This is a genomic window from Kribbella sp. NPDC043289 (assembly GCF_056436705.1).
On record NZ_JBWKCB010000001.1, the window covers coordinates 1,246,888 to 1,264,780 of the forward strand.

Annotated in this window: 16 protein-coding genes; 6 read left to right on the forward strand and 10 right to left on the reverse strand. The window is 68.9% G+C overall.

Going from position 1 to position 17,893, the window contains the following annotated elements; all coding sequences use genetic code 11:
* Window positions 1-17 precede the first annotated feature (17 nt).
* Window positions 18-800 carry a TIGR03619 family F420-dependent LLM class oxidoreductase gene (locus tag AC0662_RS05875; RefSeq protein ID WP_478298818.1) on the forward strand — a complete coding sequence of 261 codons (783 nt, stop codon included), beginning with the start codon at window positions 18-20 and terminating at the stop codon, window positions 798-800.
* Here AC0662_RS05875 and AC0662_RS05880 read toward each other — a convergent pair.
* Genes AC0662_RS05880 through AC0662_RS05890 form a run of 3 tightly spaced genes read right to left on the reverse strand, consistent with a single transcriptional unit; the run spans window position 787 to window position 4,080 of the window.
* Window positions 787-2,388, reverse strand: coding sequence for an AMP-binding protein (locus tag AC0662_RS05880; RefSeq protein WP_452202900.1), 1,602 nt, complete (start codon window positions 2,386-2,388; stop codon window positions 787-789). The genes AC0662_RS05875 and AC0662_RS05880 overlap by 14 nt on opposite strands.
* A complete protein-coding gene (locus AC0662_RS05885) occupies window positions 2,385-3,263 on the reverse strand; it encodes an SDR family NAD(P)-dependent oxidoreductase (protein ID WP_452202898.1) in 879 nt (292 codons plus the stop codon). The genes AC0662_RS05880 and AC0662_RS05885 overlap by 4 nt, the downstream gene beginning before the upstream one ends.
* Before the next feature lie 40 nt (window positions 3,264-3,303).
* Window positions 3,304-4,080 carry an alpha/beta fold hydrolase gene (locus tag AC0662_RS05890; protein ID WP_452202896.1) on the reverse strand — a complete coding sequence of 259 codons (777 nt, stop codon included), beginning with the start codon at window positions 4,078-4,080 and terminating at the stop codon, window positions 3,304-3,306.
* A 45-nt stretch (window positions 4,081-4,125) separates the two neighbouring features.
* On the opposite strand from AC0662_RS05890, the gene AC0662_RS05895 reads away from it, so the two are divergent.
* Complete coding sequence (locus tag AC0662_RS05895; protein WP_452202894.1) at window positions 4,126-5,253, forward strand: M24 family metallopeptidase; 1,128 nt, start codon at window positions 4,126-4,128, stop codon at window positions 5,251-5,253.
* Here AC0662_RS05895 and AC0662_RS05900 read toward each other — a convergent pair.
* Entirely contained in the window at window positions 5,250-6,254 is a 1,005-nt protein-coding gene (locus tag AC0662_RS05900) for a GlxA family transcriptional regulator (protein WP_478298820.1), read from the reverse strand. The two genes, AC0662_RS05895 and AC0662_RS05900, sit on opposite strands and share 4 nt — an antisense overlap.
* Window positions 6,255-6,325: 71 nt before the next feature.
* On the opposite strand from AC0662_RS05900, the gene AC0662_RS05905 reads away from it, so the two are divergent.
* The 3 genes from AC0662_RS05905 to AC0662_RS05915 all read left to right on the forward strand — a co-directional run bounded on the left by AC0662_RS05905 (window position 6,326) and on the right by AC0662_RS05915 (window position 10,655).
* Complete coding sequence (locus AC0662_RS05905; RefSeq protein ID WP_452202891.1) at window positions 6,326-7,600, forward strand: MFS transporter; 1,275 nt, start codon at window positions 6,326-6,328, stop codon at window positions 7,598-7,600.
* Between the two features lie 46 nt (window positions 7,601-7,646).
* On the forward strand, window positions 7,647-8,126 hold the full coding sequence (soxR, locus tag AC0662_RS05910; RefSeq protein WP_452202889.1) for a redox-sensitive transcriptional activator SoxR: 480 nt from the start codon (window positions 7,647-7,649) through the stop codon (window positions 8,124-8,126).
* A gap of 369 nt (window positions 8,127-8,495) precedes the next feature.
* The gene (locus tag AC0662_RS05915; RefSeq protein ID WP_478298822.1) at window positions 8,496-10,655 is read left to right on the forward strand and encodes a RecQ family ATP-dependent DNA helicase; all 2,160 of its coding nucleotides are present in this window, start codon (window positions 8,496-8,498) and stop codon (window positions 10,653-10,655) included.
* On the opposite strand, the gene AC0662_RS05920 is transcribed toward AC0662_RS05915, so the two are convergent.
* The 6 genes from AC0662_RS05920 to AC0662_RS05945 all read right to left on the reverse strand — a co-directional run bounded on the left by AC0662_RS05920 (window position 10,652) and on the right by AC0662_RS05945 (window position 16,984).
* The gene (locus AC0662_RS05920; RefSeq protein WP_452202885.1) at window positions 10,652-11,941 is read right to left on the reverse strand and encodes a sulfatase family protein; all 1,290 of its coding nucleotides are present in this window, start codon (window positions 11,939-11,941) and stop codon (window positions 10,652-10,654) included. The genes AC0662_RS05915 and AC0662_RS05920 overlap by 4 nt on opposite strands.
* A gap of 24 nt (window positions 11,942-11,965) precedes the next feature.
* Window positions 11,966-12,976: a LacI family DNA-binding transcriptional regulator gene (locus AC0662_RS05925; protein ID WP_478298824.1), complete on the reverse strand. Its 1,011-nt coding sequence runs from the start codon at window positions 12,974-12,976 to the stop codon at window positions 11,966-11,968.
* Window positions 12,977-12,978: 2 nt separating this feature from the next.
* A complete protein-coding gene (locus AC0662_RS05930; protein WP_478298826.1) occupies window positions 12,979-13,869 on the reverse strand; it encodes a carbohydrate ABC transporter permease in 891 nt (296 codons plus the stop codon).
* On the reverse strand, window positions 13,866-14,789 hold the full coding sequence (locus tag AC0662_RS05935; RefSeq protein ID WP_452202879.1) for a carbohydrate ABC transporter permease: 924 nt from the start codon (window positions 14,787-14,789) through the stop codon (window positions 13,866-13,868). Before AC0662_RS05935 ends, AC0662_RS05930 begins: the two co-directional genes overlap by 4 nt.
* The gene (locus AC0662_RS05940; protein WP_478298828.1) at window positions 14,786-16,063 is read right to left on the reverse strand and encodes an ABC transporter substrate-binding protein; all 1,278 of its coding nucleotides are present in this window, start codon (window positions 16,061-16,063) and stop codon (window positions 14,786-14,788) included. The genes AC0662_RS05935 and AC0662_RS05940 overlap by 4 nt, the downstream gene beginning before the upstream one ends.
* A gap of 129 nt (window positions 16,064-16,192) precedes the next feature.
* The gene (locus AC0662_RS05945) at window positions 16,193-16,984 is read right to left on the reverse strand and encodes an ArsR/SmtB family transcription factor (RefSeq protein WP_478298830.1); all 792 of its coding nucleotides are present in this window, start codon (window positions 16,982-16,984) and stop codon (window positions 16,193-16,195) included.
* Window positions 16,985-17,093: 109 nt separating this feature from the next.
* Here AC0662_RS05945 and AC0662_RS05950 point away from each other — a divergent pair, with 109 nt between their 5' ends.
* Window positions 17,094-17,885, forward strand: coding sequence for a GNAT family N-acetyltransferase (locus tag AC0662_RS05950; protein WP_452202873.1), 792 nt, complete (start codon window positions 17,094-17,096; stop codon window positions 17,883-17,885).
* Window positions 17,886-17,893: the final 8 nt, after the last annotated feature.

Consider the following 17,893-nt stretch of genomic DNA (forward strand, 5'->3'; position numbering starts at 1 on the left):
CGGGTTAGGGTCGGCGCATGGTCGAGCTGCAGGTTGTCCTCCCGGACGAATCGCCGTCGATGCCGCCCGAGCGCCTGGTCGAGCTGGCGATCGCCGCCGAGGAGCTGGGCTACGGTACGGCGTGGTTGCCCGATCACCTGTTGCCGCCGGGTGAGTTCGGCCCGACGTACGGCGGTGTGTACGAGCCGCTCGTGACGATCGGGTACCTCGCCGCGCGCACGACCCGGATCAGGTTCGGTACCTCGGTCCTCGTGCTGCCGATGCGGAGCCCGTACGTCGTCGCGAAACAAGCCGCGACACTGCATCGGCTCTCGGGTGAGCGCGTCGTCCTCGGTGTCGGAGCGGGATGGGCGGCCGCCGAGTTCGCGGCGGTCGGTGCGGTGTTCGAGGAGCGCGGGCGGCGGACGGACGAGTCGCTCGGAATCATCCGCGACCTCTTCGAGGGCCGGGATCGCGGCGGCGTGTTCGAGCCGCGGCCGCGCGCGCCGCTGCCGATCATGATCGGTGGTATGACGGTTCCCGCGCTGCGCCGGGCGGCTCGGTTCGGGGACGAGTGGCAGGGCCTGAACCTGGACGGCGCCGGGTTCGCGGCGGCCGTCGCGAAGCTGCGGTCGTACGGCGATCGGCCGGTCAAGGTCGGGACCAGGCTCGGCTGGTCGAGTGGCGATCCCGAACCGGTGGTGGCAATGGCTCACGAACTCGCCGAGGCCGGCGCCGAGACGGTCGCGGTGTCCTTCGGTGACGAGAGTGCCGCGCTGGAGCGGATGACGCGGTTCCACGGGTTGTTCACGGCGGGGTGAGTTTGCCGCGCAGCACCTTGCCGGTCGCGTTCCGCGGGAACTCGTCGAGAATTACGATCTGCCGCGGCGTCTTGTAGCGGGCCAGATTCGCCTTCACGTGCTCGATCAACTCGTCCCCGGTGGCGGGCTCGCGCAACACGACGTACGCGACCAGGCGCTGGCCGAACTCGTCATCGGGTACGCCGGTGACGACCGCCTCGGCGACGGCTGGATGCGCGGCCAGGCACTGTTCGACCTCGACCGGGTACACGTTCTCGCCACCGGAGACGATCATGTCGTCCTCGCGACCGTCGACGAACAGGCGACCGGCCGCGTCCAGGTGGCCGAGATCGCCGGTGCTCATCCGGCCGTCGACCACGGTCTTGCTGGAACCGTCGGAGTACCCGCCGAACACCAGCCCGCCGCCGGCGAAGATCCGGCCGGTCGATCCCGTCGGCACCTCGCGGTCCTGGTCGTCGAGGATCCGAAGCGAGCTGCCCAAACACGGACGCCCGACGGTCCCGGGCGCGGCGAGCAGGTCGGCGGACGTCGCGATCGTGGCGATCCCGACCTCGCTCGACCCGTACGCGTCGGCCAGCACCGGCCCGAAGCGCTCGATGAACCGCTCGGCCAGTGGCGCGCCGAGCTGCGACGCCCCGGAGATCACCGCCCGCAGCGAGCGCAGGTCGTACTCCGCGATCGCCGTCGGACCGAGGTCGAGCATCCGCCGCAGCATCACCGGTACGGCGACGATCGCGCCGGCGCGGGTCGCCTCGACATCCGCGAGCACGGCGGCCGGGTCGAACCGCTGCCGCAGTACGAGCGGCGAGCCGAGGAAGAGTGCGAGCATCGAGGTGAGCAGCCCGAGCCCGTGGAACAGCGGCGGGCAGATGATCATCGGCTCACCCGACCGCAGCCCGAAACGGTTGAGCGCGCTCCCGGTCAGCCCGGCCAGCCCGAGCGCGGTCGGCACCCGGGGCGCCGCCTTCGGCGTGCCCGTCGTCCCCGAGGTGAGGACCGTGATGTGGCCGGTCGTCGCGGGCGCCGCGGCCCCAGGCGCCTCGCTCGCGGCCAGCTCGTCCAATGTCTGGACGGCGGGGATGTCCTTCGGCGGGGTGAACTCGGAGTCGTGGATCAGCAGGTCGGGACGGTGACGTTCGAGCACGGCCTGCAACTGCGGTGCGGCGAACTCCGTGTTCACGAACAACACGTCGGCGCCGATCCGCGATGCCGCGAGCGTCGCCTCCAGGAACCCGCGGTGGTTCCGGCACAACACCGCGACCTTGCTCCCGGCAACGATCCCGTACCGCGCCTGCATCCCGGCCGCGATCCGCTCGCACCGGCGATCGAGCTCGGCGTACGTGATCGAGTCCTCGCCGGTGATGACGGCCGCGCGCTCCGGGTAGCGGATCGCGGCGATCGCGCCGAGCGCGGCCATCGACTGACCCCAGGTGCGCAGCGCGCGTTCGATCCGGATCAGCTGCGCCGGACTCGCCGACCGCCAGACCCCGGACTTGACCAGCGCGACCGACAACCCGGCGACCTCTGCCGCGCCCTGTACCAACCACTCGGGCGGGCGGATCGGCCCGATCGGGCGGATCGTCCTCATCGCTTCTTCCCACCTCCGGTACGCCGGAAGTACTGCTCGAGCAACCGGTCTGTCGGGACGCGCAACAGATTGCCCAGCGCATCAGCCGGCCGGACGAAGGGTGGCGTGATGTTGTGCGGCCGCTCCGCCACCGCCGTACACACCTGGTCGGCGGCCTGCTCAGGCGACAGCCCGGGCATCTTGTTCAGCAGTGGTGTCGGCTCGCTCATCCGCGTGTGTACCAGCCCCATGTAGACAGTCGAGGTGGTGACCCCGTCGCCGCGCACCTCCTGCGCCACGCAACGTAGCCACACGTCGAACGCGCTCTTCGACGCCAGGTACGCCGACCAGCGCGCCATCGGGGGAGTCCGGACGCCGGCCGTCGACACGTTCACGATGTGACCGGACCGGTGCTCCCGCATCGACGGGAGTAACTCGAGCACGAGCTTCGCGGGGCCCAGATAGTTCACCGCGTTGGTCCGCTCGATGTCGTGGAACCGCTGGTAGGTGTCCGCGATCGACCGCCGGATCGACTTGCCGGCGTTGTTGACCAGCACGTCCACCCGCTCGTGCTCGGCGAGCACCGTCCGCACCAGCTCCTCGACCGCGGCGGGGTCGGCGAGATTCGCCGGATAGACGTACGCCGACCCGCCCGCCGACCGGATGTCGTCGGCAACGACCTGCAACTGGTCCTCGGTCCGCGCCACGAGCAGCACCGTCGCACTGGCCGCCGCGAGCCGCCGGGCTGTCGCCTCGCCGATCCCGTACGACGAACCGGTCACCAGGATCACCTTGCCGCGGACGGCCGCGGCAAGCCGCTCGTCGGGGATCTTGGTCCGTCCGTTGGTCAGCGCGACAAGCAACGGCCACCCGATCGGTCGCTTCCCAGTCACCATGCGGCCGACATTACCCGCTGGTAGCCACGCGCGGGAGCCCTCAGCCGACTCTTTGCAACCACTCCCGGACCAGCGCGCCGAACAACTCCGGCTGCTCGAGCTGCAGGTTGTGACCCGCCACATCCAGCACCGCGTACGTCGCCCGCGGGTAGTGGGGGAGGATCTCGTACAGATCGGCGTACCCGGTCACCGAGTCCTGCCGGCCGCACATGATCAGCGACGGCCGCTCGTACACCGGGCCGCTCTCCGGAGCTGTCGTCAACGCCCACTTCTGCTGGATCCGGTCCATCGCCGCGGTGTCGGCGATCTCCAGCCCCGGCGCGACATCCGACCGGTACGCCGCCAGCGCCGCCGCCGTCTGTACGACCGCGATCTCGGTGAAGTCCTCACCCTCGGTCAGCGACTCGAGCACCCCTGGCTCGGTCCGCAGCACCACATGCTCGGGAAGCTGCCGGTCCTTGTGCCACAGCCGGCCGGTCGGGCAGATCAGCCCGAGCCCGAGGACCTGGTCGGGGCGTTCCGCGACGAGACCGCGGGCGAGATAGCCGCCGTACGACTCGCCGAGCAGGAGGAACGGCTGGTCGCCGATCTGCTCGTCGATGAAGGCTCGGAGCGCGGCCATGATGCCGTCCGAGCTGTCGATGTCACCGGCCGGGCTCTGTCCCATGCCGGGAAGATCGGGGTACAGCCGGCGGTAGCCGGGCAGCTCGGTGAAGATGGGCTCGAGGCAGCCGGTCATCAGCCGGTGGTCGGGTGTCCAGCCGTGGATCGCGAGCACCGGTAGGCCCTCGCCGATCGACACATGGTGCAGAGTCATGGGAGCAGTTGTAGCAATCGGCCCCGACAGTTTTAGAGTCGCACCATGGCTCGTCGCTCAGCACTTCCTCCCGTTCCCGAGGCCGCCGTACTCCGTGCCCGTCTCGACCGTGCCCGTGCGGCTGCGGCCGGCACTGGTTTGGTGATCGCGCCGGGCTCCGACCTGCGCTACCTGATCGGTCAGCCGGGCGGTTCGTTCGAGCGCCTCACCGCGCTGCTCATCCCGGCCGACGGCGTACCGGCGCTGATCGTCCCGAAGCTGGAGGCGCCGGGGTTCTCCGGTCTGCCGCTGGAGGAGCTCGGTGTCGAGGTCGTGACGTGGGTCGACGGCGTCGACCCGTACACCCTGGCGGCTGATCGGCTGCGGGGCGCCGAGCGGGTCGCGGTCAGCGACTTCACGCCGGCGCTGCACGTGCTGGGGATCCGAGACGCGTTGCCGAAGGCCGAGCAGGTGCTCGCCGGTCCGATCGTGCGCGAGCTGCGGATGCGCAAGGACGCTGCGGAGATCGAGGCGCTGCGCAAGGCGGGCGCCGCGATCGACCGCGTGCACGCGCGGGTCGGCGACTGGCTCCGGCCGGGCCGGACCGAGGCCGAGGTCGGCGCTGACATCGCGGCCGCGATCGTCGAGGAAGGCCACACCGAGGCGGACTTCGTGATCGTCGCCAGCGGCCCGAACGGCGCGAGCCCGCACCACGCCCTGTCCGAGCGGGTGATCGAGGCGGGCGATGTGGTCGTCGTCGACATCGGTGGTCCGGTGGCCGAGGGCTACAACTCCGACTCGACCCGCACGTACGCCGTCGGTACGCCGCGGGACGCCGACGTCGCCGCGACGTACGCCGTACTGCAGCGGGCTCAGCAGGCCGCTGTGGACGCTGTGCGGCCCGGTGCGACGGCGGAGTCGATCGACGCGGCGGCGCGGGACGTGATCGCCGACGCCGGGTTCGGTGAGTACTTCATCCACCGCACCGGCCACGGGATCGGGCTGGACGTGCATGAGGAGCCGTACATCGTGGCGGGCAACAGTCTGCCGCTGGAGGCGGGTATGGCGTTCAGCGTGGAGCCCGGGATCTACCAGCCGGGGCGGTGGGGTGCACGCATCGAGGACATCGTCGTGGTGACCGCGGACGGCGGCGAGTCGATGAACAACCAGCCGCACGACCTAGTCATCGTTTAGCCCGCCCGGAAGGTCTTGCGGTAGGCGAGCGGGGAGACTCCGAGCTCGGACCGCAGGTGGTGTCGCAGGGAGGCCGCCGTACCCAGGCCGGCCTCCTCGGCGATCCGGTCGACGGACAGGTCGGTCGTCTCGAGCAGGTGGCAGGCGTGGCGCACGCGCTGCTGCAGCAGCCAAGTGCCGGGGGACTGGCCTGTCTCGGCCTTGAAGCGCCGGCTGAACGTACGGACGCTCATCTGTGCATGCGCGGCCATGCCCGCCAGGCTGATCTCTTCACCGAGCCGTCCGAGCGCCCAGGCCCGCGTGGGCGACGTACCCTCGCTGCCCTCTTCGGGTACGGCGCGCTCGATGAACTGCGACTGTCCGCCGTCACGCCACGGCGCGACGACGCAATGCCGCGCGGCCCGGTTGGCGACCTCGCTGCCGAAATCGCGGCGGATCAGGTGCAGACACAGGTCGATGCCCGCGGCCAGTCCGGCCGAGGTCAGGACGTCGCCGTCGTCGATGAACAGCCGGTCCTCGTCGAGCTGCACCTGCGGATAGACACTGCGGAACAACTCGGCCCGCTCCCAGTGCGTGGTCGCCGGGCGGTCATCGAGATAGCCGGCCGCGCCCAGGACGAAGGCGCCCGTACAGATGGAGGCGATCCGGGTGCCCGGACGGATGGTCGCCAGCGCGGCCGCGAGGTCGTCGGGCAGGGTGCCTTCGTACCGCGGCTTTGCGATGTAGGTGCCCGGGATGATGACGGTGTCGGCCTCGGCCAGCGCCTCGGGGCCGTGGTCCGGGACGAGGCTGAAGCCGGCGCCCGCCCGCACCGGTCCACCGAGGCCACAGATGCGTACGTCGTACAGCTTCGTGCCGTCGGCCTTGGTCGCGGCGCCGAACACCGTCGGCGGAATGGTCAGGTCGAACCCGACCACCGGCTCGAGGGCGAGCACGGCGATCACGTGTGGGCCGACCGACGCCAGGTGCCGGCGTGCACTCCGAGGACTCCGAGTAGGCATGGCCATATCTTGACACATCGTGGCATTCTGGCCACTTGTTCGATGATCATCGAACCGGCACTCTTGGTCGGGTGACGCAGATTCTGGAGACGAAGAAGACTCCCCGGGTGCACCTGGCCTGGGCGGTCGCGGTGGTCGGGTTCGTGACCTTGATCGGGGCGGCCGGCTTCCGGTCGGTGCCGAGTGTGCTGCTGGACCCGCTGCACGAGGAGTTCGGTTGGTCGCACGCGACGATCTCGGCGGCGGTGTCGATCAACCTGCTGCTGTTCGGTGGCATCTCGCCGTTCGCGGCGGCACTGATGGACCGCTTGGGGCTGCGGAAGGTAGTCAGTGGAGCGCTGGTGCTGATCGCGCTCGGCAGCGGTCTGACCGTCTTCATGACCGAGTCCTGGCAGTTGCTGCTGTGCTGGGGTCTGCTTGTCGGTGTCGGCACCGGTTCGATGTCGATGACGTTCGTCGCGACCATCACCGGACGCTGGTTCGTTCATCGGCGCGGTCTGGTCACTGGAGTCCTGACAGCGGCCGGTGCGACCGGGCAGCTCATCTTCCTGCCGCTCATTGCGTCGCTCGCCGGCCACTACGGCTGGCGTGTGCCCGCGCTGGTGGCTGCCGGTGCCGCGCTGGCCGTCGTACCGCTGGTGCTGTTGTTCCTGCGGGACTACCCGAGTGATGTGGGGCTGCGGGCGTACGGCGCTCCGGAGGGGAGCACAGCCGGGCAGCGGGTTGAGATGACGGGTAGTAGTGCGGTGCGGGCGCTCAATGCGCTGCGGATGGCTGCGCGGCGGCCGGCGTTCTGGCTGCTGGCGGGTGGGTTCGCAATCTGTGGTGCGTCGACGAACGGGCTGGTCGGGACGCACTTCGTGACGGCCGCGCACGACCACGGGATGCCGGCGACGACGGCTGCTTCGCTGTTGGCGCTGGTCGGTGTCTTCGACGTCGGCGGGACGATCTTCTCCGGGTATCTGACCGACCGGTGGGATCCGCGGTACCTGCTGATCGCCTATTACTCGCTGCGCGGTCTGTCGCTACTGGTGCTGCCTTCGCTGCTCGGTCCGACCGCCGCGCCGAGCACCTGGGTGTTCATCATCTTCTACGGGCTGGACTGGGTGGCGACCGTTCCGCCGACCGTGGCGCTGTGCCGGGAGTGGTTCGGGCAGGACGGTCCGATCGTGTTCGGCTGGGTGTTCGCGTCGCACCAGGTGGGTGCCGCACTGGCCGCGACCGGTGCCGGTGTGATCCGGGACGCGCAGGGCAGTTACAACCTCGCGTGGTACCTGGCCGGTGGGTTGTGCGCCGCGGCCGCGCTGATGTCGGCGAGTATCGGGCGGCGGGTCGTCACTGTCTGAGTCCGTCCGCTAGCCTCGACTTTAGTTGAGGTTGGAGGAGTGGGCGATGGACATCGAGCCGGGTGAGTTGACGGTCGGGCAGCTGTCGCAGCGCAGTGGCGTGGCGATCTCGGCTCTGCACTTCTACGAGCGTCAGGGGCTGGTGCTGAGCCGCCGTACGTCGGGCAACCAGCGCCGGTACAAGCGGGACACGCTGCGGCGGGTGGCGCTCATCCGGATCGCCCAGCGGGTCGGCATCCCGCTGAGCGAGGTGGCCGCGATTCTCAAGCTGCTGCCCGAGAACCGGACGCCGACCCGCGCCGACTGGGAGCGGATCTCCGAGTGCTGGCAGGCCGAACTCGACCGCCGGATCCTGCACCTCGAGCAACTCCGCGACGACTTCAAGGACTGCATCGGCTGCGGCTGCCTGTCCCTCGACCGCTGCGCCCTGGCCAACCCCCTCGACACCCTCGCCACGGCCGGCCCCGGCCCCCGCCGCCTGACCACAACCACCGGCGCCCCCTGCCACCCCGACCGCTGCGCCTAACCCCACCCAACCCAGCCCCGCCCGCCGCTAGCACCTGCACACAGCAACCGGTGACTCCGCACAGGCAATAACAGGCCCCCACCCCCCAGTACCTGTCCAAGCCCCCCGTTTCGCCGGCCACGACCACCGCCTGGCGCGCCGCGGGAGCTGGCGCTCGGCCTGCCCGGCTGAGCGTCGGTGGCGGGTTGTTGTTGGGCTGGCGGGTTGCAGTGCGTCAGTCGGCGGATAGTCGGCCAGTCGGCCAGTCGGCCAACCGGCAAGTGAGCGGCGGGGTGAGCGGGTTGGGCTGCTTGGGGTTCTGGGGGCGTTATCCACAGGAGCGGGGTTGCGGCGAGCGGACTGGGGGTGGAGGCGTCTAGGGTTTTCGGCATGGCTGGGACCGACTCGACTGACTCCGCAACTGACTCGACGACCAATGCGACGCTGACCTTGACCGACGACCGTGCGAAGGTCGCAGGGGACGTGATCCGTGCGATCGCGGGTGATGACGCCCGGTTGCGGGCGGACCAGGAGACCGCGGTCGCGGCGCTGTGCGAGGCGGCGGCGCGGGTGCTGGTCGTGCAGGCGACCGGTTGGGGCAAGTCCGCGGTGTACTGGGCGGCTACGGCGATCCGGCGGTCGGAGGGGTTCGGTCCGACGCTGGTGGTGTCACCGCTGCTCTCGTTGATGCGTGACCAGGTCGCGGCCGCGAGCCGAGCGGGGCTGCGCGCAGCGACGCTGAACTCGAACAACATCGAGAACTGGTCGAGTATCGAACACGACCTGCGGTCCGGCGCGATCGACGTACTGCTGGTGTCGCCAGAGCGGTTGGCGAATCCGGGGTTCGGGCGGCGGGTGCTCGACGGTCTGGCCGGGCAGGTCGGTCTGCTGGTGATCGACGAGGCGCACGCGGTGTCCGACTGGGGGCACGACTTCCGCCCGGACTATCGGCGGGTGTCCGAGGTTCTGCAGCAGCTGAACCCCAAGACTCCGGTGCTGGCGACGACAGCGACCGCCAATGCGCGGGTGACCGAGGACGTCGCGAAGCAGCTGGGCGAGTCGACTCTGGTACTGCGTGGTCCGCTGGCTCGGTCGAGTCTGCAGCTCGCGGTGGTGGATGCGCTCTCGCCGCTCGACCGGTTCGCGTGGGTGGTGGATGTGCTGCCGCAGCTTCCGGGGTCGGGGATCGTGTACGCGTTGACGGTCGCGGATGCGCAGCGGCTGGCGGCGGTGGTCCAGGAGGTGCATGGGCGGGACGTGCCGGTCGCGGCGTACACCGGCCAGCTCGACGCGGGGGAGCGAGAGAGCCTCGAGGACGCGCTGCGCGACAACCGGCTGAAGGCCCTGATCGCGACATCGGCCCTCGGGATGGGGTACGACAAGCCGGACCTCGGGTTCGTGGTGCATGTCGGGTCGCCGCCGTCGCCGGTGTCGTACTACCAGCAGGTCGGTCGTGCCGGGCGCGGGATCGATCACGCGGTGGTGGCGTTGCTGCCGTCCGAGGCGGATGCCGGGGTGTGGGACTACTTCGCGACCGCGACGATCCCGGTGCCGGAGAACGTGCAGCGGCTGCTGCGGGCGTTGGAGAGCTACGGCCCGGATGCGCCGGCGAGCGTGCCGGGGCTGGAGGCCGAGACCGGTCTGCGGCGGACGCGCGTCGAGCTGATGCTGAAGCAGTTGGCGGTCGACGGCGTGGTGGACCGGGTCGAGCGCGGCTGGCTGCGGACCGGGGTGGAGTGGACATTCGACGCGGAGCACTACGACGGGATCGTGTCGGTACGGCGGCGCGAGGCCGACATCATGCGCGCGTACACCCGCGGCGACCGTTGCCTGATGCAACTTCTACAGGAGTCCCTGGACGATCCGTCCGCGGAGCCGTGCGGCCGGTGCTCGGTGTGTATCGGTGCGCTGCCGGAACCGTTGGTGGCGCGTCCCGATCCGGAGACGGTCGCGACGATCACCCGCTCGCTGCGCGGCGAGGTCCACGTGCTGGAGCCGCGCAAGATGTGGCCCGGTGGGGCGTTCGGTGCCCGGGGCAAGATCCCGCCCGCGCTCTCGGCCGAGCCCGGCCGCATCGTCGTGTACGCCGATGCTCCCGAGTGGCGGGACGCGTTGGCCGGAGCGTTCAACGGCTCGCCGGTCCCGGAGGCAGTCGAGGCTCTGAAGGCCGGGGCGGTCGCGGCGTTGTCCCGGTGGCGCGGATCCTGGTCGGCTCGCCCCGAGGTCGTCGTACCGCTGGCTGCCGGTGGTCATCCGGAGTTGACGTCGGTGATTGCCGATCACGTGGCGGGAGTCGGCCGGCTGGATCGCGCCGAGCTCACGATCGACCGCACCGGCTACACCGACGACCTGTCATCCGCCGAGGAGGCGAAGGTCTGGCGCGACGGCCTCCAGGTGAACGACACCACCGCTCAGGCAGTCACCGCGCGGACCGTGCTCCTGCTGGTGGACGCCACGTCGTCCCAGTGGCCGGTCACCGTGGCGACCGCCAAGCTTCGGGAAGCCGGTGCCGCCGCGGTGCTACCCCTGGTGATCCACAAGCGGCCTTAAACCCGCGACTTCCGCCAGCCATCGAGGGCCTCGGTCCAGACGCTGACCTGTTTCTCGAGGTCGGCCAGTACTTCGGGCTCGCGCGCGGTCACGTCGGTGGTCTCGTGCGGGTCCGCGGCCAGATCGAACAGCAGCCGGCCCGGTTCCTGCGGTACGCCGAGACGGTCGCTGGGATCGACGACGAGCTTCCAGTTGCCGCGACGTACCGCGAGTTGTCCCTCGTACTCCCACGACAGCACGCGATCCGGATCGGTCTCGCCCTCCGTCAGCGCGGGCAGCAGGTCTTGGCCGTCGAGGTCGGCGTCGGGTGCGAGGCCGGCCGCGGCGAGGATCGTCGGCGTCACGTCCATCATCATCGACGGCACGTCACAGGTCCGGCCCTCGGGCAATCCATCCGGCCAGGACCAGATGCCGGGCACCCGGATGCCGCCCTCGAAGACCGACCCCTTGTGTCCACGGAGGCCACCGGTCGAGCCGCCGGCGTACGCGATCTCCTCGCCGCCCAGCCAGTTCCGCTCCTCCGCGGACGGGCCGTTGTCGGAGGAGAAGAAGATGATCGTGTTGTCGAGCTGCCGGGTCTCCCACAAGGTTTCAACGATGCGGCCAACGCCGTCGTCCACCCGGCTGACCATTGCGGCCATCACCTGCTGGTCCCACGGCAGATGCGCGTACTTCGCCATCGCATCCTCCGGTGCATGCATCGGATAGTGCGGGGCGTTGTAGGCGACGTAACAAAGGAAAGGCTCAGTGGCCTCCTCGATGAACTCCACAGCCCGGTCGGTGATGAGATCCGTCAGGTACTCGCCGTTGTTCCAGATCTCGGTGTCGTCCGACCACAGGTCGTGGATCGGGTACCGGACGCCCCAGTACATGATGTGCGAGTAGTAGTCGACGCAGCCCGCGCGGAAGCCGACGTGGTGCTGGAAGCCGTGCCGGAGCGGGGCCGACCCCGGTTCGACACCGAGGTGCCACTTGCCGAAGATCGCGGTCTTCCAGCCGGCGTCCGCGAGCGTCGAGGCGAGCGTGGACTGCGGCGCCAGGCCGTGGGTGTCGCGGCGGGCGCCGAGGATCGACTCAACTCCGGCATGCGCCGGGTGCCGCCCGGTCAGCAGCGAGGCCCGAGAAGGCGAGCAGACCGGCGAGTTCGAGTACCAGTCGGTCATCCGGACGCCGCGGTCCGCCAGCGCGTCGATATGAGGCGTGCGGATCTCCGGGCTGCCGTAGCAACCGAGGTCTCCCCACCCCAGGTCGTCGGTGTAGACGATCACGATGTTCGGTCGGGTCACGAGATAGCTCGCTTTCGGGAGTGGTCAGGAGGTCGAGGAGCGGAGCGGTTCGAGCCGCACGCGGCCGGTGGGCAGCAGCCGGGTGGTCGGCGGCTCGCTGTGGTTCTCGACGCGGGCCGTGAGGAGTTCGACGGCGTTGCTCACCAGCAGCTTGAAGTCGGCGGCCACCAGGGTGAGCGGCACGGGGGAGAGGAAGGCCGAGTCGATCTCCTCCGTACAGGCGGCCTCGATGTCAGCGCCTTCGAGTGCGATCGCATGCAGTACGCCGAGCAGCAGCAGGCCGGTCGTGGTGACCACAGCGGTCGGTGGCTGATCGGAACGCAGCATCCCGACGACGGCCTCGGTCGCGGTGTCGGCAACCAGATGGCCGACGCTCACCAGGTCCGGATCGGGAGTGCTGCCGTGCTGGCGAAGGATGTCGTTCCAGGCCGCGTACCGCCGCGATCCGGGATCGGTGTCCACCTCGCCACCGATGAACGCCATCCGGCGATGGCCCTGCGTCCACAGCTCTTCGACGAGATCGGCCATCGCCTTGTAGTAGTCGAACGTCACCACATCCGCGACGACACCGCTCGGGATCCGATCGACGTACACGATCGGCACACTCGACAAGCGCGACCGCTCGCCGAGCACGTCACCGTTGGCAGGTACGACGAACAACCCGTCGACGCGGCGACTCGACATCTCCTTGATCAGATGCTTCTCGCGCGCCCACTCCTTCTGCGTCACCGACACGAGCAGAGTGGAACCGTGGTCCTGCGCCGCCCGGTCGAGCTCGGCGATCAGCGTGCTGAAGTAGTGCGACTCGACGGCGTCGACGAGCAAGCCCCAGGTCATGGACCGAACGCCGGGACGCAGCGAGCGTGCCGACGCGCTGAGCACGAAGTCGAGCTGGGTCACGGCACGCCGTACCCGCTCGGCGGTCTCGGTCTGGACGGCCGCGGATCCGTTCAGCACCCGCGACACGGTGGACATACTGACCCCGGCCAGGGTGGCGACGTCCTTGATCGTCGGCGGCCTGGGCTGACTGTTCATCGTCACTCCTTCACGCTGCCGGTCGCGAGACCGGATACCAGACGTCGCTGAGCGATCGCGAAGAGGATGACGGTGGGAACCGACGCCACCACCGATGCGCACATGACGAGGTCCCATTGTGTCGTGAACTCGCCGAAGTAGTCGGACAGCCCGACCTGCACGGTCTTCAGCTGGTTGTCGGTCATCAGCACCTTCGCGAACAGGTACTCCTCCCAGGCCATCACGAACGTGTTGATCGCGACGGTCGCCACCCCGGGCCAGGCGATCGGGAAGATCACCCGGAACAGCACCCCGAGGGGTGAGCAGCCGTCGATCCGCGCCGCCTCGTCGAGCCCCTTCGGGACGGTGTTGAAGTACCCCATCATCAGGTACGTCGCGAACGGCAGCACCAACCCGACGTACGCGAGGATCAGGCCCTGGTACGTGTTCAGCAGGTGCAGCTCGGAGAAGAACAGGTACAGCGGCGTGATCAGGATGACGAACGGGAACAGCTGCACCGCGATGAAGACCACCATCAGCACCCGCTTGCCCCGGAACTCGAACCGCGAGAACGCGTAGCCGGTCAGGCAGGAGATGAAGACCGCGATGACCATCGCGGCGAGTGCAACGATCGCGCTGTTCAGCACGTAGCGACCGAAGGACGAGCCGGAGAACAGTTGCTGGAAGCCATGCAGGGTGAAGTGGTTCGGCAAGATCCGGTTCAGGTCGAACATCTCGTCCGCCGGCCGGAACGCGGTCATCACCATCCAGGCGAACGGGAAGACCATCGCGGCGAGCACAACCGCGACCGTGGCCAGCACGACCGCGTCACCGGTCCGCGACCGGACCTTGCGCCGCCGCAGCTCCCGGGTCGTTGTCGAGGCTTCCGTTCGCGTGTACGTCGTCGCGGTCATGCCTTCGACCTCCGCTGCAGGACCCCCAAGTAGAAGATCGTGAACAGGACCATGCAGAACGACATCAGCAGCCCGATCGCCGCACCCGAGCCGAGCTTGTTGTCGACGAAGGCCGTGGTGAACAGCTGCGTCGCGAGGACCTGGGTGTAGGTGCCCGGGCCGCCGCCGGTCGTCAGCCACACGTAGACGAAGTTGTTGAACGAGTTGATCGTGATCATTAGCCCGACGACGCCGAGCACCGGCCGCAGGTTCGGCAGCGTGACGTTCCAGAGCGTCCCGAAGCGGCCGGCTCCGTCGATCGCCGCCGCTTCGTACTGGTCCTGCGGAATCGCCTGCAGCCCGGCCATCAGCACGATGATCACGAACGGCAGCTCACGCCAAGAGATGATCGCGATCACGCACCACCACACGGTGCTCGTCTGTCCGAGGAACGGGACTCCTTGGTCGATCAGACCGAACCGCATCAGCAGTTGGTTGAGCAGACCGGCCTGCCCGTCGAGCAGCCACCGCCAGGCGGCGACCGCGACGGTCGGCGGGATCATCCACGGGATCAGCACCAGCGTCCGCGTCACCCCGACCAGCCGGAGCCGGCGCAGGACCGGAGCCTGCAGCAACAGTGCGATACCGAGCCCCAGGACCAACCGGATCGCGACGGTCGCGAGCGTTAGCCAGACGACCGTGTTCTTCAGGCTGCTCAGCGTCAACGGGTTCTTCAGCACCGAGTGGAAGTTCCCGAGCCCGACGGACACGCCGTCCCCGAGGGCGTCGTACGGCGTGACGTCGTGGACCGACAGCCAGAGGTTGTAGGCGGCCGGGACGGCGAACAACAACAGCAGGATGATCAGCCCCGGGGCGATCAGCCCGTACGGCGTCAGCGCGCCGGACGGACCGCGACGCCGCGGGAGGCGGCCGGCATTCATCGCGACTTCAGCTCACCCTCGATCTGGCTGATGATGTTCGCCGCCGCCGAGTGGCTGTCGGTCTGCCCGGAGTACACGGCGCCGAACTGGGCGTTGGTGATCTTGCTCAGCGTGTTCACCGGCACCGGACCGCTGATGTAGCGACCGAACGTCTGGGCATGCGGCAACTGTTGCTGGTAGCCCTCTTCGCCCGCCGGGACCTTCATCTTGGTGAGCACGGTGGTGGCCGCCGGGTACTGCGAGATCTTGGTGAACGCCTCGGAGCTGTTGAGGTACTTGAGGAACTCCCACGCCTGCTCGGGGTGCTTGGAGGCAGCGCTGATCCCGAGCATCCGGCCGCCGAGGTGGGTGGCGCCGTCCTTCAGCCCGTCGGGCATCGGCGCGGTCTGCACGGCCGGGTTCGCCTTCTTGGCCTGGCGGAAGGTCTGCGGCGCCATCATCGTCATCGCGCAGGTCCCGCGGGACAGCCCGCCGACGAGCTGCGGGTCGGTCAGCTGCTCGACCGCGATCATCGACTTGGCAGTCGCGCCCGAGGTGAAGAGCTTGTTGAAGTAGTCGATCGTGGACTGCAGTTCGTCCTGGCCGACGCCGACCTTCCAGTTGTCGCCGTCCTGCTTGACCAGCGTCTGTCCGTGCGACCAGAGGTAGTAGTTGATCGGGAACCACTGACCGGAGCCGGGACCGCTCGCGCCGGTGAAGCAGAAACCGGAGCGCTTGGCCTTCGCGTCACTGAGCTTGACGGCGTCGGTCGCCAGTTCGTCCCAGGTCGTCGGCGGCTTCAGGCCGGCGGCCGTCAGCAGGTCCGGACGGTACGCCAGCGCGTAGGTGTCGACGGTCCAGGGGAGGGCCCACGTCTTGTCCTGGAACTTCGCCAGGTCGAGCGCCAGGTACTGGTCGACGGGCGTCTCCGGGGCGGACTTCTTCGCCAGGTCGTCGATCGGCTTCAGGATCTTCGGCTTGGCGAGGTCCTTCACGTTCACGTTGGCGATCTGGACGACGTCCGGTCCGGAGCCCGAGTTGGCCTCGCGGGCGAACTGCTGGGCGCTGTCCGGTCCGCTCAGCGTCTCGAGCTTCACCTGGATGTCGGGATGCTTGGCGTTCCAGGTCTGGACCACCGTCTGCAGTCCGCCGATCTCACTCGGCGGATCGAACTGCCGGAACGTCAGCCGGACGACTCCGCCGGCCGCATCGTCGTCCCCGGAGCCACCGCAGCCGGACAGCGCCAGCGGGACGGCCAGCAGCCCGGCGGTCAGGGCGAGCATGTTTCGTCTCATCGACATTCTCCTTCGACCCCCGCACCGTTTCCTGCGGCCCGACCGTAGGATGAAAACGTTGCCATGGCAAGAGTCGAAGAAGAACCAGTTACGGCTGAAAGTGGTCCGAGCTGACGCGTGTGAACGTTTTCATACCCGGACTGGCGAGGTCTCCAGCAAGGACTTCAGGTCGGCGAACACCCGCGGCCAGCCATCCTGGATCATCGTCCGGATCGTGCTGCCGGGCTCGAAGCCCGTGTGGACGACGGTGAGTTTCACCTGGCCGTCGTCGACCGGCTCGAGCTCGAAGATCGCGGTCGACAGCGGCTCCGGGCTGATCTTGTCGCGCAGTTCGTCGTCGAAGCCGACCGCGGTCGCGAACTCCGGCGTGATGTGGTGCCAGGTGTAGGCGAGTCGCCGGTACGGCTCGTGCTCCACGACGACCTGGTCCGAGCCCGAGATCGTCGCCTTGCCGTCGCTCTGGTGCCAGATCATCTCGGAGCCGACCTTCCAGTCGGTCTCGTGGTGCAGCCCCCAGTACTGCTCGGTGAAGGCCGGTTCTGTGAGCGCCCGCCACAGCTGCTCGGGCGTCGTCCGGATGTAGGTCGTGTACACGAAGTCGTTCATGGTGGTCTGAGCCTCCAAAGTCGTCTTGAGGTCTGCGAACAGCTGGACCCGGCGCCGGTCGTACTGCTGGATCCAGCGGTCGGCGATGGCGTTGATCGGCTCGGCGTTGAGGTGGTGCAGCTTCTCTCGCCCGCGCCACACGGTGGTGACGAGATTCGCGCCCTCGAGTACGGCGAGGTGCTTGCTCACCGACTGCCGCGTCATGTCGAGCTCGGCGCACAGGTCGCGCAGGGTCTGCCCGTTGCGCGCATTCAGCAGGTCGAGCAGCCGCCGGCGGCTCGGGTCCGCGAGGGCGCGGAACACCTCGTCGTCCATCACGCTCCGATCAGGTCATGCAGCCGATTGGTTGCATGACCAAAATAGGCAGCCGCTAGGTTGCATGTCAACCACCAAACCTGGTTGACGCCGGAGCGAGGATGGTGGCGTGGAGATCACCAGCCTCGGCTACCGAACGGACCTGTTGCTGCTCGCGCTGGGCGGCAGCGAGTTCGAGGACAAGGGTGCGTACGTCGTTGTGCGGACCCCAGGCAATCCCGGTTTCTGGTGGGGGAACTACCTGCTCTACCGGACGCCGTTCGCACCCGGCGACACCAAGATCCGGCTCGACGACTTCCACCGCGAGTTCCCGGCCGCGGAGCATGTTGCGCTCGGCATCGACAGTGTGGACGGCGAGGTCGGGGCCGCCGACGAGGTCACCGCCGCCGGCTTCACGGTGGAGCCCAGCGTTGTGATGACGGCCGACAGTGTCGTACCGCCGCAGCGGCCGAACGAGGAGTCGACGTACCGCTTGCTGAGTGGGGACGGGGACTGGGAGCAGCTGTTCCAGCAGGGGCTGGCCACAGCCGCGAGAACAGTTGACGACGCCTACGAGGAGTTCTCGCGGCGGAAGGTGGCGACGCAGCGCGCGCTGGTCGAGGCGGGCCACGGGCTGTGGTTCGGCGCGTTCGACGGTGACCGGTTGCAGAGTTCGCTCGGGTTGATGTTCGACGGCAAGGGTCTGGCGCGGTTCCAGAACGTGCAGACGTCGCTCGAGGACCGGGGTCGTGGGCTGGCCAGCACGCTCGTCCACCGCGCGTCGACGTACGGGCTGAACGAGGGTGGGGCGAAGACGCTGGTGATGGTGGCGGACCCGGAGTACCTCGCGATCCGGATCTATCGGTCGGTCGGTTTCGTCGACTCCGAGACCCAGCTCGGCTTGGTCATTCCGCCCGCGTGAAACAGTAG